Raw genomic sequence first — 14,730 nt, 5'->3', positions numbered from 1 at the left:
TCAACTTTTTAGCAGGCTTTTTAGTTCTCTCTTTGCGCGATATATAAGGTCAATATCTTCTCCGCCCTCAATCCGATCCGCAATCTCTCTATATATCTTAGCCACAGCCGCATATCCCAACCCGTAGAACATTTGTCCTATTTCCTTATGCGTGTATCCAAGTTCGGACCTGCATAGATACATCGCAACCTTCCTTCCGATATGACCTCGTCCCACTCGGCCCGACAAGAGCGCATCTCTTGGGCAACTGCATAAGCTGCACACGACGTCCACAATATCATCCATCGTATGCACCCTCTTTTCCACTTTTACTCTACTTATTTCTGAATCAAAACTATCCTTATCTATCCAATTCTCGAGTACCCAATTTTTGAATTTCTGGCTGCCAAGCATGCTCGGCCAACGTTTTCCGCTCAACTGCTCCTCAATTTTTTGAGGGACTCCCTGTTTGACATATCTGTCGAACGCACGTTTTGCCGCTCCTATATTCCTGGAAAATCTGGAGAGGATAAGATCAGTCGTCAAACATAAAGGCCGATCCTCCTCCCGCACGTACGCGCGGTGACTTGTCCATCTGTCATCGGCTGGATCGGTCAACTCACCGGATTTTACGCTCTGATTATGTATATAGCGCGCAATCTCCATCAAGTAGCTTTCTTCCTCAATGAGAATTGCCTTATATCGTCCGCGAAACAAAGCTCCATCGCGGTGATGTGCCCTGTTAAATCTCTGCGTGTATACCCCGTCAATGTGGCGCATCGCCCGAGACAGATTTCCCTCGGGCGTCTCCGTCAATAAATGATAGTGCGTGTCACGCAGGCTATATGAGTGGATTCTGATATTCCATATCTGCACCGCTTCTCCAAGCAGCTTGAGAAATGCCCGCTTCCCGCCGTCATCGGAAAATATGACGCGCCCCGCAGCTCCTTTATTCATGACATGGTACCATGCGCCTGGAAATTCTATCCGTAGCGGCCTGCTCATATTTCACAAGTCCGTGAGCTCGCATTTTCTGAATAGTAGAAAATCAAGACTTGACCCCTTTGTAGTGCTCCTCCACCCAGTTGAGTGCGTCGTCTCTCGTTTTGAGCACGCCCTCGAGGTTCAGCTCCTCTATTTGCCGGAGGATTCTCCCGATGACCGGCCCCTCGGCATAGCCGAGCGTGAGCAGGTCGCGGCCGCTCAGGAGCGGGGCCGGTTCACGCACCTCCCGGCCGTACTCGTCGAGCTTCCGCTTCAGGAGTTCCCAGGCGGAGAGGTCGCGGTCGCTCGCGAGGCAGTCCAGGCGGTGCAGCTCGAGCTCGTCCAGGAACGTCGGCCTGCTCACCAGGCGCTTGACCGTGCTCTCCCTCATCCTCCTGATGTCCATGAACACCATGTGGTTCTCCACACAGGCCACGATTCTGTCCCGCACATGGTTGGGGAACCGGAGCCGGCCGCACACCTTTCCCGCAATCTCCGCCCCCACCGTCTGATGCCTCATGAAGTGGATGCGGTCGCTGACGGAGAAGGTGGGCGGTTTGCCGGCATCGTGGAGGAGCACCGAGAACGCGAGCACCACTGACGGTTCGGCCATCGCGTCGAGCATCTTCCTCGTGTGCGCGAAGACGTCCCCCTCGGGATGAAACCCCTCCGGCTGCGGGACCCCCTTCATGGCGTGCACCTCGGGGAGGAGGACCTGGAGCAGACCCGCCCGGTCGAGGAGCCCGATGCCCTCGCCCGCGCGCGGCCCGATCATCATTTTCACCAGCTCGTCCCTGATGCGCTCCTGGCTCACCACCGTGATCTCATGGACGAGCTCCCTGATCGCTGCAAAGGTCTTTTCTTCTATCTCGAAGCCGAGCGTCGATGAAAATCGCATGGCCCTCAGCAGCCGGAGCTTGTCCTCAGTGAAGCGCTCCAGTGGATCCCCGATGGTGCGGATCACTTTCTCACGGATATCCTTTTCGCCGCCGACGTAGTCCAGCAGGCGCTCCTCCAGCGGGTCATACAGGAGGCCGTTCACGGTGAAATCACGCCTGAGGACGTCCTCGCGGGCAGAAGAGAACCGCACCCCTGACGGCTTGCGGCCGTCGCGGTACTCCAGATCCGCGCGGAAGGTCGCCACCTGGAAACCGTGCCCCTCTTCGAGCACCAGCATGACGCCGAACTGTTCCCCGACGGGCACCACGTGGGCAAACATCCCGGCGATCTCCGCGGGGCGGGCGCTCGTGGCGATGTCGTGGTCGAGCGGCTCCTTCCCCATGAGCATATCGCGGACGCACCCCCCCACGAAGTACGCGTCGAAGCCCTGCCGCTTCAGGCGTTCCACCAGGGCCAGTGCCACCTCTTTCTCTGTTTTTCTCATTGTGGTTTCCGCGCGGCAACTGGATACTGGATACTGCCTCCCCCACTTTGCTATACTGCCCTCACGTCGCGGGCCGCGCCCAATTTTAACACATAGTCATGTCCGTAAAAAAATTCTTTTCCCTACCCGTGTTGACGGTGGTCATGCTCACGGTGATATCCGCGGCCATGATCAGCCATCGGTTCTGGCTCGAGAACCGATACGCCACGCTCATTAAGTCAACCAGTCTCACCTACGGCCATGACCCGTTCCTCGTGAAAGCGATCATCCGGCGGGAGAGCAACTTCAGGCCCCGCGCTCGAGGGAACAAGGGGGAAATCGGCCTTATGCAGGTGACCCCCGCGGTCGGGTGTGAATATGCGAGATCAAGGGGCCCGAGAAACTTCACCCCCTCGGCGCTCTATGATCCCGCGCTCAACATCGAGGTCGGGTGCTGGTACCTGGCGAAGGCCATGAGGCGCTATCGCAACTTCTGCGACCCCGTCCCCTTCGCCCTCGCCCACTACAACGCGGGGGCCAGCAACGTTGACCGCTGGCTCACGGCGACACGGCAGAGGGGGAACGTACGGGAATTCATGGCCGCCATCACCTACCCCGCCACCAGGAGATACGTGAGGTTCATTACCTGGCATCGGAAACTGTACCGCCTCTTCAGCTTTTAGGAGACCGCGCAATGGAATGGACGAGGAATACACATGCTCGTCCGATGCATTCAGCCGCCCCCGACGATAACATGCATGGGCGGAGGGAATATAAATCGTGCGGAGGGTTCTTGGGATGGCGCAGCAGGAGGGGGCTTTCTCAACGTACACAATTCTGGAGGCATACTCATGGAATGGACACAGCAGTTTTTCGACAAGACATGGCTCGACTACGGCTTTGAACTGGTTTCTGCCGAGGACACCCAGCGGGAGGTTGATTTTATCGAGAAGGCGCTCAACCTGAGAAAGGGCGAAACGGTGCTCGATCTCTGCTGCGGCATCGGCCGGCACAGCATCGCCCTCGCGCGGAAGGGCTACACGGTGACCGGCATGGACTTCAACCCCGACTACATCAAAAGAGCCCAGAGTCTCTCGCTCACCCTGCACGTCCGTCCCACGCTCATCCAGGGAGACATGCGCAAGATCCCGTTTGCGAACAAATTTGACGCCGCGATCTGCATCTGGTCGAGCTTCGGCTTCTACAGCGATGAAACCGACCTCGGGATTCTCAAGGGCCTGGTCAAGGCCCTCAAGCCGCGCGGGCGCTTCCTCCTCGACATCGTCAACCGCGACTTCGTCCTGCGCCACTTCCGCCCGCGTGATTGGACCAAGGCGGGGAGGGGATATATCATGGAGAAGAGGGTCTACTACACCGAGACGAGCCGCATGGTCACGACGTGGTACTTCGCCGGCGAGGGGCGGATCACCAGGAAGCAGTCCGACATGAGGCTCTACGGCCTCCACGAGATCGAGGCGGTGCTCGCGAACGCGGGCTTCGGGGTCACCGAACGCTTCGGCGATCTCAACCGGGCGCGCCCCGGCTTTGATGCCCCGCGCCTGATCCTTGTTTCCTCGGCACAGGGGATGCGGGGCAACGCTCCACCCCCGCACGCACACGCGGGCGCGTGATGTTCCCTGTGGATTTCACATCCTCTTTTGCTAACGCTTCCGGATAGCCTTAAAGACGGCTGCCCGCACCGCCTCGTACCGCGCCGGCAGTTCGAGGGGGAGGTTGGCGTGCCGGGGCGTGACCTCCGGGAGTTTCCCCTTGTGGTACCGCGTTTTGAATTCCGAGAACTTGAGGCCATGAGCCGTGGAAATCACCACCACCTTGTCCGATGACTTTATCATCCCCCGCTTCACGAGCTTGGTGAGGGCGGTGAGCGCGACCCCCGTGTGGGGGCACGTGTAGAGGCCGGTCCGGTCGGCGAGGGCGCAGGCATTCGCGAGCTCATCCTCCGTCGCCTGCTCGACGACGCCGTTGAAGGCCTTGAGGACACTGATCGCTTTCTTAACGCTCACCGGATTCCCTATCTGTATGGCGCTCGCAGCGGTCTTCTCCGCCCTGACCGGATGGAATTCCTTGAACCCCTTCAGGTAGCTCAGGTAGAGGGGGTTGGCGTGCGCGGCCTGCGCGCAGACGATCCGGGGGAGCTTCCGGATGATCCCGAGCTCTCTCATCTCCCGCAGCCCCTTCCCCAGGGCGCTCACATTCCCGAGGTTTCCCCCGGGGATCACAATCCAGTCGGGGACCTCCCAATCGAGCTGCTGCACGATCTCGATCGCGACTGTTTTCTGTCCCTCGATGCGCAGCGAATTCATCGAGTTCGCGAGGTAGATATTCTCCCGCGCGCAGATCTGCCTGATCAACTCCATGCACCCGTCGAAATCGGTATCCAGCGAAAGCGTGAGCGCGCCATTGGCGATCGGCTGGATCAACTGCGCGGTGGAGACCTTCCCTCTCGGGAGGAACACGATCGACTGGATGCCCGCCGCGGCGCAGTAGGCGGCAAGGGCCGCTGAGGTGTCCCCGGTCGAGGCGCACGCGACGCCGATGATCTTCGTGCCGTCCGCGATCATCTGGTTGACCATTGAGACCAGGACGGTCATGCCGAGATCCTTGAACGAGCCGGTGTGCTCATTGCCGCAGAGTTTTACCCAGAGGTCCTCAACGCCGATCTCCCTCCCCAGCCGACACGCCCTGAAGAGATTGCTCCCCCCCTCATAGAGTGAAATGATGTTCTCGTTTTTGACGTGGGGGCACACGAGCTCCTTCTTCCCCCATACGGAACTCCCATAGGGCCACTCCGGGCGGCGGTATCGTTTATCCCAGAGCCGCCTCCACTCGCTCCCCGACTTTTTGCGCAGCTCATCCATGTCGTGCCGCACCTCGAGGAGCTCCCCGCACCTGCGGCACTCATAGATGATCTCATTGAGGGGATACCGCTCACCGCACTCCCCTATGCATTGAAACCATGCCCGGTAGGCCATACGCAATCCTCGTTCAGCCCCTTGCAATCTGTCTTTACGCTCGCTACGCTTTCAACTGTATCAAGGTCCCTTATCTTCATCAGTGCCGGAAATATCAAGCGCGGTATCAGATCCCTGCTGCTCACCCCCGCTCCCCTTTTTCATCTCCCCGCCCGGCGCACCCGCCGGTCCTGACCCCGTGACTCCACCTCCCGCCGCCGACTCCCCTTCCCCGGCTGCGGCGACAGCCCGCGCCTCTGCCGCCGCTTTCGCCTTTTCCAGTTCAGCGAGCTTCTCCTGGAGATCGCGGTGCTGCTTCTGGAGCGCGCCGTATTGCCCCTGGACCTCCTTCTTCTCCTTTTCGATCGACTCGTACTTTCCCTCAATCGTCATGCGCTCCTCATCAACCTTCTCCCGCTCCGCCTGGCACTCACTCCACTTCTTGCCGAGCTCGGCAGACTTCTCCGTCATTTCCTTGATGATCGTATTGAACTGGTCATTACTTTCCTTGAGGTCACTGATCCGCTGCCCCCACTTGGCAACATCGACGTTGCTTTTAGCGAGCTGCGCCTCGAGTGATGCCTTTTCCGCAGCCAGTTTCTCTTTGTCGCGCTCAAGATTCCCGCGCGTGTTCTCCAGCAGCCGCTTCTCCCTCTCAACCGCGTCAAACTTATGCCTCGGCACCACGCACCCCGCACACGCCAACACCGCGATCAATATCCATCTGATTCTCATCATCTTGTCTCCCGATAAACCGCCTGTCGTGTTCGCCCTCAACTGAACAGGGCCCGACACCATTGTACCACAGCGATCCCTGGCGCAGTGAAGGATATACCGCTCGCTCCCTCGACGGCGGTGAATTCGTGGAAATAACACACCGCTCACTGACGCGCGCCCCCCGGAACCGCGCCCTCTCCCGCCTCAAGCTTTATGAAACTGTTACAGCCGGGATAGACGGCGCAGCTGAACGGCACCCTCATCCCGCGGGGCAGATGCACCGTGAGATCAACAGCGCCCTGAACCGTCTCAGGGCCCAGCAGATTCATCTCCTGTCCCGGCCCGTCAAAGTGGCCTGTCCATACCCAGGTATGGCCCCTGGGGTTATGGTAGCGCCCGTCTATGTGCACATTCCGCGAGGTGCCGCCTCGGCTCACGCTCGACGTCTGCAGATCTTCTCCGGGGAGCGCGACCTCCAGCATGAACTGCCTGAGTCCCCCGTGCGTCAATGCCTCACCGAGACTGGCGAGGGGAACGAGATCGAGCATCTCCTCCGCCAGCCTCTTCTCGCCGCGGGAGAGCCGGCTGCCGATTCCAACCCAATCACCCCGCACAAAGCTCAGTACGTAGGGCCACGCCGGATTCCCCTCCTCCATATACGCCGCCCCGTAGCGCCTGCCCCCCAGGCCCCACATCACTTTCTCGGGAAAGTGCATGACCCGAAGGGGGACCACGACAAGGTCCGGCAGGCGGTCCTGTTCGAGCACCTTCGCTTCCCCGCGCGCACCCCCGCGCACGTTCACCCTGACGAGCCGGAATGAGTGGTCGCTCAGATGGGCGCTCGACTGGTCCACGAGGCCGTCCCCCCTCTTCCCGTTCGCGCCGACGATGAACAGGGTGTTGTCGGGGTCGATCGGGTACGCCTCGTCCCTGTTCATCCGCACGAGGTTCTCCATGCTCTTCCACTGATATTTCGTACCGAGCTGCGTCTGAATTATCTGATTGAGTTCGCGCCTCGCGAAGAGCTTCAGGAAGGGGAACCATTTGAAGAGAACGATACTCTCCGTGGCGCGGGGCGAGCCGAAGAAGGAGCCCGCTGCAGTGATGAACGAGGGCTTCACATCCAGAAAGTAGCGGTACTCAGCGTAGTCCATGAAGAAGTTCTTAATTTTCTCTCGTTGCTCCAGCGAGCAGTGCTGCCCGTACTCCGCGCAGAGCTTCACCTTGCGGTACCTCTTCGGGTACATCGGAGACTCGGGCTCCTCGAAGTGCGTCACATTCGGGTACTTGACTGAGGGATCAATGAGGTACTCGATGAACTCATCGAACTGCCGACCCGCCTTCATCTCGGACCTGCGGTAGAATAACTTCATATCGGGGTCGCGGTCGAACTCCTTCTCCCGCTGAACCTTGATGTTCCGGAGAACCAGAAAGTCTTCGAGCGCGTTCATGAAATAGTTGAACTCGGGATCATTCTGGAGCGCCTCCCACTCGCCGCCGAACTGCCGCTGCATCTCCTCATACCCCCTCCTGAAGCCATAGAAGATTTTCGTGGCGATCTGCTCCATGATGACCGCCCCCTGGCTGTAGCCGAAGAGGACAATCTTCTTCACGGGCGGCAGCCCGAGAGAATCCCGGCGTTCGTTTTCTCTCTGGAGTTCGTGGACGGCAGCCGGGCCGACCCGCGTCCACGCGATGGCAAGATCAGGGGAGAAGAGCGCCGCATCGCGAGAAAGCGGATTTTCACGGGTATCATAGGTGAGGATGCGGCAGGGGATCCCTTCGGCCGCGAGCATCTCCACGAGATGCCCGAAATGCTGTTCCTGCGTCACGGGGAGGGCGGGGATCCTGAGGCCCGGGATGGCGAGGACGAGCGGCGCATCGGGCGCCGTGGCGGCAGGATGCACGCCCTCCTGCGACCGCACGGGGCCGACGGAAATAGTCGCGCAGCCGGCGCAGAGGCCGACGAGGGCGGCACACAGTATGCCACTGCGGATAGCAGCCCCGCTACACCTTTGGGATTTGGGATTTGTCATTTGTTCTTTGTCATTTGTCATTGCGCGACATTATATTCTCTTTCTTTAAATAATCGCGCAGCTTCTTGACGTGCTCCCACATCTCCTTCTTCCTGCGCGGGTCCCTGAGGAGAAACGCGGGATGATAGAGCACCATGAACTGGATGCGCGGATACTCGGGCAGTGTGAAAAATTTGCCCGCCTCCTTTTCCATCGTGAACTCGCCCCCGGTTCTCGCAATGTGCTTGAGCGCCACGGCCCCTAGCAGGAGAATGACCTTCGGCTCCATGAGCGAGATCTGCTTCCGGAGAAACGGCAGGCATGCCTTGACCTCCTCCGCCTGGGGCGCCCTGTCTTCGAGGGCCATATCTTCCCGCGTGCTCACCGGCATGCACTTGACCACGTTGCATATGAGCATATCACGGTTCGAATCAAGCCCGATCGAGGCGAATATCCTATCCAGCATTTCGCCCGATCTTCCGACAAAGGCCTGACCGGTCCGGTCCTCGTTTTCACCGGGGCGTTCGCTGATCACCATGACCGCCGCGGCCGGGTTCCCCCGGTCAACGACAATCTGGTGCCGGTGCTTATGGAGCTCACATGCGGTGCAATTGTATCTCTGGAGGAGTTTTTTAAACGCTGCGTAATCCGCCGCCTCCAGTATGCGATTGAGATCCTGGTCGAAAAGATCGAACTGCATTTACTTCTGCGCTTTCCCCACCTGCACCGCCGGCGAGACATTCATGAGCCGATACGACCATGCCGGGCGCTCAATGAGCACCCCACCATCCACGCTGATCAGTTTGAGCATGAGGACCTTCTCCAGCGGGATGCCCGCGCGGGGGCACGCGATCACCGTATAGGGAGACGTGAGCACCTGCGCGGAGAGGTCGTCCGCTGCCGGTTTCCGCTCCTTCACCGTTACCTCGATGCAGGAGCCCTGGCGCACTACCTTTTGTACACGAATAGTGTACCCAGCGGATGGCGCAGTTCCTAGAAATATCGCGACGACAAACTCCGCCTCCCAGTTGACCGCCGGGAGGCCGGTCGTGTCCCTGTGCGATCCGGTAAGATCCTCCGCCCAGATGCGGCCAAGCTCTCCGTCGTCCCGCGCCATGACGACCTCCGGAGTGCTCATCGTCTTTCTGACGCCGTAGACCGCGTCATGGCCGCTGCGTAGCTCCCTGAAGCTCAGCTCCTGCGCGGCGAGGATGCGCATGCCCGAAGAAAATGCGATGAGCATCATGAGAATTTTCATGAGATTCCGCCCCCTTCCGCTTTTGACTGTATGCTGTTTTCCCGCCTCCCCCGACGCACACTATTGTAGTCACCCCGGCTTCACACGGCAAATTAAAAATGGCCTTCCGCGCATGCGCCCCCCCCTGTTGCGTCAAAGAGAAAAGTACTCGTAGTCGTAGCAGCCCCACTCCTGTATAATGGCGTTTCGCGGTGAGGAACGGGGAGGCACATGTGAGATTACCACTCGAGGCGGTTGCGCTCTTCATCCCCCTGGCAATTTTCTCGACAGGGTGGGCGCCTGCCGAAACGGTGCTCCTCAAAACAGGCGAGAAGCTCGAGGGTGATATCCTCATCTCATATGACAGGGGAATCCAGTTCCGAGAAAAACCCGACGCGCCGGGTCGCTACTACGCGTACGATGAAGTGAGCCGGATATCCACAAAAGACGGCATGCTCTACTACCTCATGCCCCGGGGGGCGCGGCCGGACAAGAAGGTCCATTTCAGCCTGTTCCCTCTGACCAAAATAATCCTCCCGAGCAAGAAGAAAATCGCTCCAAGCCCCTATCTCGTCCCTCCCCGGGGGGATGCGGTGGAGGTTGCCTGCGTGGGCGCGGAGGATGCCACGACCATTACACTTGCAGGCGGGACTCGGGTGCGCCTCCTCGGCGTCGCTCCGCCCCCGAGGTCGGTGGGAAATAGAATGAAGCGCCTGGCCGCGAACTATCTTTCCGCCCGCGTCAAAGGCAAGACCGCGCTCCTCTTTCCGGGCCCTCAAAGTTCTGAGTCTCGGGCGATTGCTGAAGCATATATCATGGTAGATAATAAGTTCCTCAACGCCGAGATGATCGAGAACGGCTGGTCGTGCGCCGCCCCTCTCCCCGAGAAGCACCCCTACAGAGAAGCGTTTATTTCACTCGAGAAGTACGCAAAGAACCTCGGGCGCGGCATGTGGGCCGGGCTCTCCTCTTGAAAAGAAGGGTTCCTGGCGAAAATTGGGAAACTCAAGCAAGAATGGTCTTGACAACAGTAAAATGGCGGCTAGAATGTTTCTCACCTATTGACTGGTCCCGAGAAGACCTCTCCAGGCCGCGTTCCACGGGCCCGGGGGGGGAGAGAGAGCTCGATGCAGCACAAGAACATGAAACTGGCAGCCGAGGATAACGAGCGGCAGTACATTCCGAAGATGGTGATTCGCGGCGTGCTGGAATGGAACATCGCCCACGGTGTCAACAGTGTCGCCGGATTGAATAAGCGTGTGCTCGATGGAACATTCCCCGACCTCGTCCGCGAGGGGGATAACGCCTACAGTCAGAACGTCGCCAATGCCGCCGCGGAGATCATCACACACAGAGACAAGATACGCATCGTGATTATCGCCGGCCCCTCCTCATCGGGCAAAACGACGACCACCATCAAGCTCAACGAGCGCCTCAAGAAGGCCGGTTTGAGCATCGTCCCCATCAACCTGGATAATTACTTTTTTGACCTCGAGATGCACCCGAAGGACGAGTTTGGAGATTATGATTTCGAGGTCCCCGAGGCGCTCGACCTAGAGCTGATCAACGAGCACCTCGCCGCGCTCATCGACCACAAGACAATCCAGATCCCGCGCTACAACTTCAAAACGGGAAAGCGGGAGAAGGAGACAGATCCCCTCAGGCTCGAGCGGAACCAGCTCCTCCTCATTGACAGCCTCCATGGCCTCTACGAGAAGATGACCCACAGCGTTCCGGGCGAATTGAAGTTCCGCCTCTATATTGAAACCCTGAGCCAGCTAAAAGACAACGAGGACAATTGGGTGCGCTGGACGGACATCCGGCTGCTGCGGCGCATGGTGCGGGACAGCTGGCACCGCAGCTACGACCCGGTACGCACGATCGGCCACTGGCACTATGTGCGCAAGAGCGAGATGCGGTATATCGTGCCCTTCATCACGAGCGTGGATTTCGTCCTCAACGGGGCGCTCCCCTACGAGCTGCCGATACACAAAAAGTATATGTTCCCCTACCTGGGAAAGGCCATCGAGGAGTTCAAGCACCGCAAACGGCGTGAAGATGCCTTTATCCGGGCGACGCGCGTTCAGAAGATACTCAGCGAGATCGAGGTTGTGGAGGATGATTCCTGCGTCCCCGGCACTTCTCTCCTTCGCGAGTTCATTGGAGGCAGTGTCTATAAGTACTGACCTCCGGCATCCGCGGGACCTCCCGCCCTCTAAAAATGCTTGAGCCCGGATGCGTATTAGTGTAGTATTGGTTCCTCGTGTGAGGATAGCGAGATTATCTGTTCGGTGGATCGAGCGCCCGTCGTCCCATAAACGGCCGTCGGGTGAAGGATCATGCGGCGCCGGGAAACCGGTTGCGCGCAGTGAACAATTAACACAAGGAGGATGAACGATGAGACGGTTGATGTTTCTCGCCGGGATCGCAGTTGCGGTGAGCCTCGCCGGCGCCGGCTGCGCCAAAAAGGCGAAGGTGACTATTCCCGCGCCGGGAGCGGGACTCTTCGGCGCGGAGGGCGCCGGGCCCGGTGGCATTCCGCTCACCGAGACGCCGGAGGGGCCCTTTTCCGAACCCGAGAACTATCCTGATCCCGCTGCCAAGGAAATTTTCGTGGATGTCCACTTCGACTACAACAAGTCCGACATCCGCCCCGGCGAACGGCCCATTCTGGAAAAGGTCGCGGGGTATATGAAAGGACACCCTCAGCTCGTGATCAAGGTGGAGGGGCACTGCGACGAGCGGGGCTCGAACGAATACAACATGGCCCTCGGAGAGAGGAGGGCCCTGAGCATCCGGAGCTACCTCGCCAATCTCGGGATCGCGCCTGAGAAGATCTACACCATCAGCTATGGCGAGGAACGCCCACTGTGCACCGAATCGACTGAATCATGCTGGGCGCGGAACCGCAGGGGGCATTTCCTGCTGGCCGCTCAGCAGCGCTAGCGTGCACCCCTGATGTCGGATGAGAACCAAGGCCCGGGCTTCACGCCCGGGCCTTTTCACTACGCGGGGATCGCACATGCATGACCGTCAGCGCACATCATCGCGCCTTCGCCCGACGGGGCGCATCCCGTCCCTACCGTTCCTCGCGGCGACCACCGCGCTCTTCTCCGCGCTCCTCCTCTGCGGCTGCGCCGGCCCCGGCAGCGGCCCGGCGAATTCCGAGCCCTCCCTCTCACGGCAGGCGCAAATCCTCGAAGACATAAAAACGATACGCGAAGAGCTGCGCTCCCTCAGGTCAGCTCAGGAGGAAAGCCCCAGGCAGCCGCTCCAGGAATCGATCAGCCGCATCACGGACAGGCTAAACGAACTGGAGAGGAGAGTGGCGGCGGTCGAAAAGTCGTTCGACGCGGAGCGAGGAACATGGGACAAGAAGATGAAGGCCGTCATTGAGGTGGTGAAGAGCGAGAACGCCCAGCTCCGGGGAGCAATCGAAAAAAGATACGCGCCCCCCGGCTCACGGGGCGTTAAGCACACGGTGAGCCCGGGTGATACCATTGCGGATATCGCGAAGAAATACGGCGTGCGCGCACAGGACATCATTGAGGCCAATGGGCTCAAGGACGCCGACCGGATCACCGCCGGTCAAAAACTCATCATCCCCCGCCCCTCGCGCTGATCATCTCGGCGCTTCGCACGCTTTTCTTCGCCACCCGTCCCCCGCAGCGGTATTTAATGTTCCTTCTGCGGTTCCTGTTTTTCCTGCGGGGGAGGCGGAGCGTGTTCTTCCTCCCGGCTCTTGGCCGGCGGCTTTTCTTCTTCACGAATCACGATCAGATGCTTGAAGATGCGATAGTGGGTCGGCTGCACCCCTTTGATCTCCATCATCTCTTCAGGGGTATCAATCCGGTTGGTCTTTCGATACTCGATGATTGCCTCTGCCTCTTCGCGATCGAGGAGGGGCAGCATCATGAGCTTATCAGGCTCGGCCGTATTAGGGTCTATCTGAATCGTCCCTCCGCCGCCTGCTGAAACATCGCTACTCGTGACGCTCTTCTTCTTGCTCTTTTTCCTTTTCGCGAGGATAATAGGGGCGTTCTCCTGAACGGTCCCCGCGCTGATAAACTCCTGAACAAAACCCTGTTTCCCCAGGAGCGCCGCACGCGAGAGCGCTGAATCCCCTCCGGCAACGCCAGCCTGGGCCCCCCCGCCGCACGACAGGAGTGCGAGAAGCGCGCCAACGCTTACCACGATACCTCTCATGCCTCACCTCCCCTGATTGCCCGCCATGGTGTTACGCAACCCGGACTTCTTTTAAAAATCATTATAGCATATCCCTTTCACACGCAAGTCTAATATTTACCTTCCGCAGCCGCGCGACCGCGCTCCCCGGGCTGGTTATGGGCGCTGAGGAACTGCTCGGCGCAGATGAGGGCGGTCACCCCGTCACCGACTGCGGAGGCAATCTGCCTCACTGAATCCTTTCGCACGTCGCCCGCGGCGAAGACGCCGGGGGCAGATGTGCACATGTTGCGATCAGTGACCACGTGCCCCGCCTCGTCCCGCGCGCAGCATCCCCCCAGGAAACCGCTGTTCGGATGCGCGCCGATGAAGATAAAGACGCCGTCGCAGGTGAGCTCGCGCGTACTCCCCTCGCGCACATTTTCGATCAGGACGCCCGTCACCCGCTCCTGGCCGCGAATTTCTCTGACAACCGAATCCAGTATAAACTCTATCTTTTTATGGGTCAACGCGAGTTTCTGCAGGTAGCGCTTCGCCCTCAGCTCATTCCTCCTGTGGACGATCCTGATTTCAGCCGCGAAGCGGGTAAGGAGAAGCGCTTCCTCAAGCGCGGTATCGCCGCCCCCGACCACGATGAGCGACCTGCCACGGAAAAGAGGGCCGTCGCAGCTCCCGCAGTACGATACCCCGCGTCCCCTGAGGGGCTCTTCGCCGGGGACTCCCAGCATCCTGTAAGAGGATCCGGTGGCGACAATGACGGACCGCGCGCTGTACCGGCGCGTATCCGTCGTGATTGAAATCGCGTTCTCTTGGACATCGAGCGCAACCACCGCTTCTCCCTGCACCGTGAGACCGAAACGGCGGGCGTGCTCGCGCATCCTCTCAGCCAGTTCGTGGCCGGTGAGGGGGGCTGAGAAGCCGGGATAGTTGGCGACCTCCGTCGCCAGGATGAGCTGCCCGCCGGCGGTATCTTTTTCAAAAAGGAGACAGTCAAGGCTGTCGCGCGCCGCGTAGATGCCGGCGGCGAGCCCCGCCGGGCCGCCCCCGATGATGATCAGCTCGTACAGGTGGTCAGTCATGGAGATGAATGATTATACGGCAGGGGATGGGTGAAGGCAACATTTCATGTATGAAGTACTGTGATTCAGACAGTGGGGAAGGATTTATGGCGAAAGCCTGACGTTGGATTAGCGCAAAGCTATGGGTATTGGATGTGGGGGGAATACACACCATAAAAGGAAGGCTCCGTCGTGCAAAAAAGCACGTTTAGACAAGGAG

General features: G+C 59.5%; 15 protein-coding genes. 6 read left to right on the top strand and 9 right to left on the bottom strand.

Annotation, left to right across the window (positions count from 1 at the left end; genetic code table 11):
- On the bottom strand, positions 1-525 hold the full coding sequence (locus tag NTX71_03895) for a hypothetical protein (GenBank protein MCX6339046.1): 525 nt from the start codon (positions 523-525) through the stop codon (positions 1-3).
- A 502-nt stretch (positions 526-1,027) separates the two neighbouring features.
- Positions 1,028-2,347 (bottom strand): CCA tRNA nucleotidyltransferase, encoded by a 1,320-nt coding sequence (locus tag NTX71_03890; GenBank protein ID MCX6339045.1) that lies wholly within the window; start codon positions 2,345-2,347, stop codon positions 1,028-1,030.
- Positions 2,348-2,445: 98 nt separating this feature from the next.
- Here NTX71_03890 and NTX71_03885 point away from each other — a divergent pair, with 98 nt between their 5' ends.
- Together NTX71_03885 and NTX71_03880 are read left to right on the top strand one after the other, a co-directional pair.
- A complete protein-coding gene (locus NTX71_03885) occupies positions 2,446-3,009 on the top strand; it encodes a lytic transglycosylase domain-containing protein (GenBank protein ID MCX6339044.1) in 564 nt (187 codons plus the stop codon).
- Between the two features lie 168 nt (positions 3,010-3,177).
- Positions 3,178-3,957 carry a class I SAM-dependent methyltransferase gene (locus NTX71_03880; protein MCX6339043.1) on the top strand — a complete coding sequence of 260 codons (780 nt, stop codon included), beginning with the start codon at positions 3,178-3,180 and terminating at the stop codon, positions 3,955-3,957.
- Between the two features lie 30 nt (positions 3,958-3,987).
- On the opposite strand, the gene thrC is transcribed toward NTX71_03880, so the two are convergent.
- From thrC to NTX71_03855, 5 genes are all read right to left on the bottom strand, one after another.
- Positions 3,988-5,319 carry a threonine synthase gene (thrC, locus tag NTX71_03875; GenBank protein MCX6339042.1) on the bottom strand — a complete coding sequence of 444 codons (1,332 nt, stop codon included), beginning with the start codon at positions 5,317-5,319 and terminating at the stop codon, positions 3,988-3,990.
- A gap of 60 nt (positions 5,320-5,379) precedes the next feature.
- Positions 5,380-6,036, bottom strand: a complete 657-nt coding sequence (locus NTX71_03870) for a hypothetical protein (protein MCX6339041.1) — start codon at positions 6,034-6,036, stop codon at positions 5,380-5,382.
- A gap of 143 nt (positions 6,037-6,179) precedes the next feature.
- On the bottom strand, positions 6,180-8,072 hold the full coding sequence (locus NTX71_03865; protein MCX6339040.1) for a hypothetical protein: 1,893 nt from the start codon (positions 8,070-8,072) through the stop codon (positions 6,180-6,182).
- The gene (locus NTX71_03860) at positions 8,062-8,730 is read right to left on the bottom strand and encodes a uracil-DNA glycosylase (protein MCX6339039.1); all 669 of its coding nucleotides are present in this window, start codon (positions 8,728-8,730) and stop codon (positions 8,062-8,064) included. Before NTX71_03860 ends, NTX71_03865 begins: the two co-directional genes overlap by 11 nt.
- Positions 8,731-9,288, bottom strand: coding sequence for a protease complex subunit PrcB family protein (locus NTX71_03855; protein MCX6339038.1), 558 nt, complete (start codon positions 9,286-9,288; stop codon positions 8,731-8,733). It abuts the gene before it with no gap.
- A gap of 212 nt (positions 9,289-9,500) precedes the next feature.
- Between NTX71_03855 and NTX71_03850 the strand changes: the two genes are divergently transcribed.
- The 4 genes from NTX71_03850 (at position 9,501) to NTX71_03835 (ending at position 12,889) form a co-directional block, all read left to right on the top strand.
- Positions 9,501-10,241: a thermonuclease family protein gene (locus NTX71_03850; protein MCX6339037.1), complete on the top strand. Its 741-nt coding sequence runs from the start codon at positions 9,501-9,503 to the stop codon at positions 10,239-10,241.
- Between the two features lie 153 nt (positions 10,242-10,394).
- Entirely contained in the window at positions 10,395-11,453 is a 1,059-nt protein-coding gene (locus NTX71_03845) for a nucleoside kinase (protein ID MCX6339036.1), read from the top strand.
- A 211-nt stretch (positions 11,454-11,664) separates the two neighbouring features.
- A complete protein-coding gene (gene pal, locus NTX71_03840; GenBank protein MCX6339035.1) occupies positions 11,665-12,213 on the top strand; it encodes a peptidoglycan-associated lipoprotein Pal in 549 nt (182 codons plus the stop codon).
- Positions 12,214-12,289: 76 nt separating this feature from the next.
- A complete protein-coding gene (locus NTX71_03835; protein ID MCX6339034.1) occupies positions 12,290-12,889 on the top strand; it encodes a LysM domain-containing protein in 600 nt (199 codons plus the stop codon).
- Between the two features lie 53 nt (positions 12,890-12,942).
- Here the strand turns inward: NTX71_03835 and NTX71_03830 are convergent, their stop codons facing one another.
- Entirely contained in the window at positions 12,943-13,473 is a 531-nt protein-coding gene (locus NTX71_03830) for a helix-hairpin-helix domain-containing protein (GenBank protein MCX6339033.1), read from the bottom strand.
- Between the two features lie 89 nt (positions 13,474-13,562).
- On the bottom strand, positions 13,563-14,531 hold the full coding sequence (trxB, locus tag NTX71_03825) for a thioredoxin-disulfide reductase (GenBank protein ID MCX6339032.1): 969 nt from the start codon (positions 14,529-14,531) through the stop codon (positions 13,563-13,565).
- Positions 14,532-14,730: the final 199 nt, after the last annotated feature.

Source organism: Candidatus Auribacterota bacterium, from assembly GCA_026392035.1.
Lineage (GTDB): Bacteria > Auribacterota > Tritonobacteria > UBA1439 > UBA1439 > JAPLCX01.
Note: the sequence above shows the minus strand (reverse complement) of the source record. Positions and strands in the feature narration are given on the sequence as shown.

Coding starts and splice junctions, on each gene's coding strand:
- NTX71_03855 (MCX6339038.1), bottom strand. CDS start 9,288: ATGAAAATTCTCATGATGCTCATCGCATTTTCTTCGGGCATGCGCATC.
- NTX71_03830 (MCX6339033.1), bottom strand. CDS start 13,473: ATGAGAGGTATCGTGGTAAGCGTTGGCGCGCTTCTCGCACTCCTGTCG.
- NTX71_03885 (MCX6339044.1), top strand. CDS start 2,446: ATGTCCGTAAAAAAATTCTTTTCCCTACCCGTGTTGACGGTGGTCATG.
- NTX71_03865 (MCX6339040.1), bottom strand. CDS start 8,072: ATGACAAATGACAAAGAACAAATGACAAATCCCAAATCCCAAAGGTGT.
- trxB (MCX6339032.1), bottom strand. CDS start 14,531: ATGACTGACCACCTGTACGAGCTGATCATCATCGGGGGCGGCCCGGCG.
- thrC (MCX6339042.1), bottom strand. CDS start 5,319: ATGGCCTACCGGGCATGGTTTCAATGCATAGGGGAGTGCGGTGAGCGG.
- NTX71_03870 (MCX6339041.1), bottom strand. CDS start 6,036: ATGATGAGAATCAGATGGATATTGATCGCGGTGTTGGCGTGTGCGGGG.
- NTX71_03845 (MCX6339036.1), top strand. CDS start 10,395: ATGCAGCACAAGAACATGAAACTGGCAGCCGAGGATAACGAGCGGCAG.
- NTX71_03835 (MCX6339034.1), top strand. CDS start 12,290: ATGCATGACCGTCAGCGCACATCATCGCGCCTTCGCCCGACGGGGCGC.
- NTX71_03880 (MCX6339043.1), top strand. CDS start 3,178: ATGGAATGGACACAGCAGTTTTTCGACAAGACATGGCTCGACTACGGC.
- NTX71_03860 (MCX6339039.1), bottom strand. CDS start 8,730: ATGCAGTTCGATCTTTTCGACCAGGATCTCAATCGCATACTGGAGGCG.
- pal (MCX6339035.1), top strand. CDS start 11,665: ATGAGACGGTTGATGTTTCTCGCCGGGATCGCAGTTGCGGTGAGCCTC.
- NTX71_03890 (MCX6339045.1), bottom strand. CDS start 2,347: ATGAGAAAAACAGAGAAAGAGGTGGCACTGGCCCTGGTGGAACGCCTG.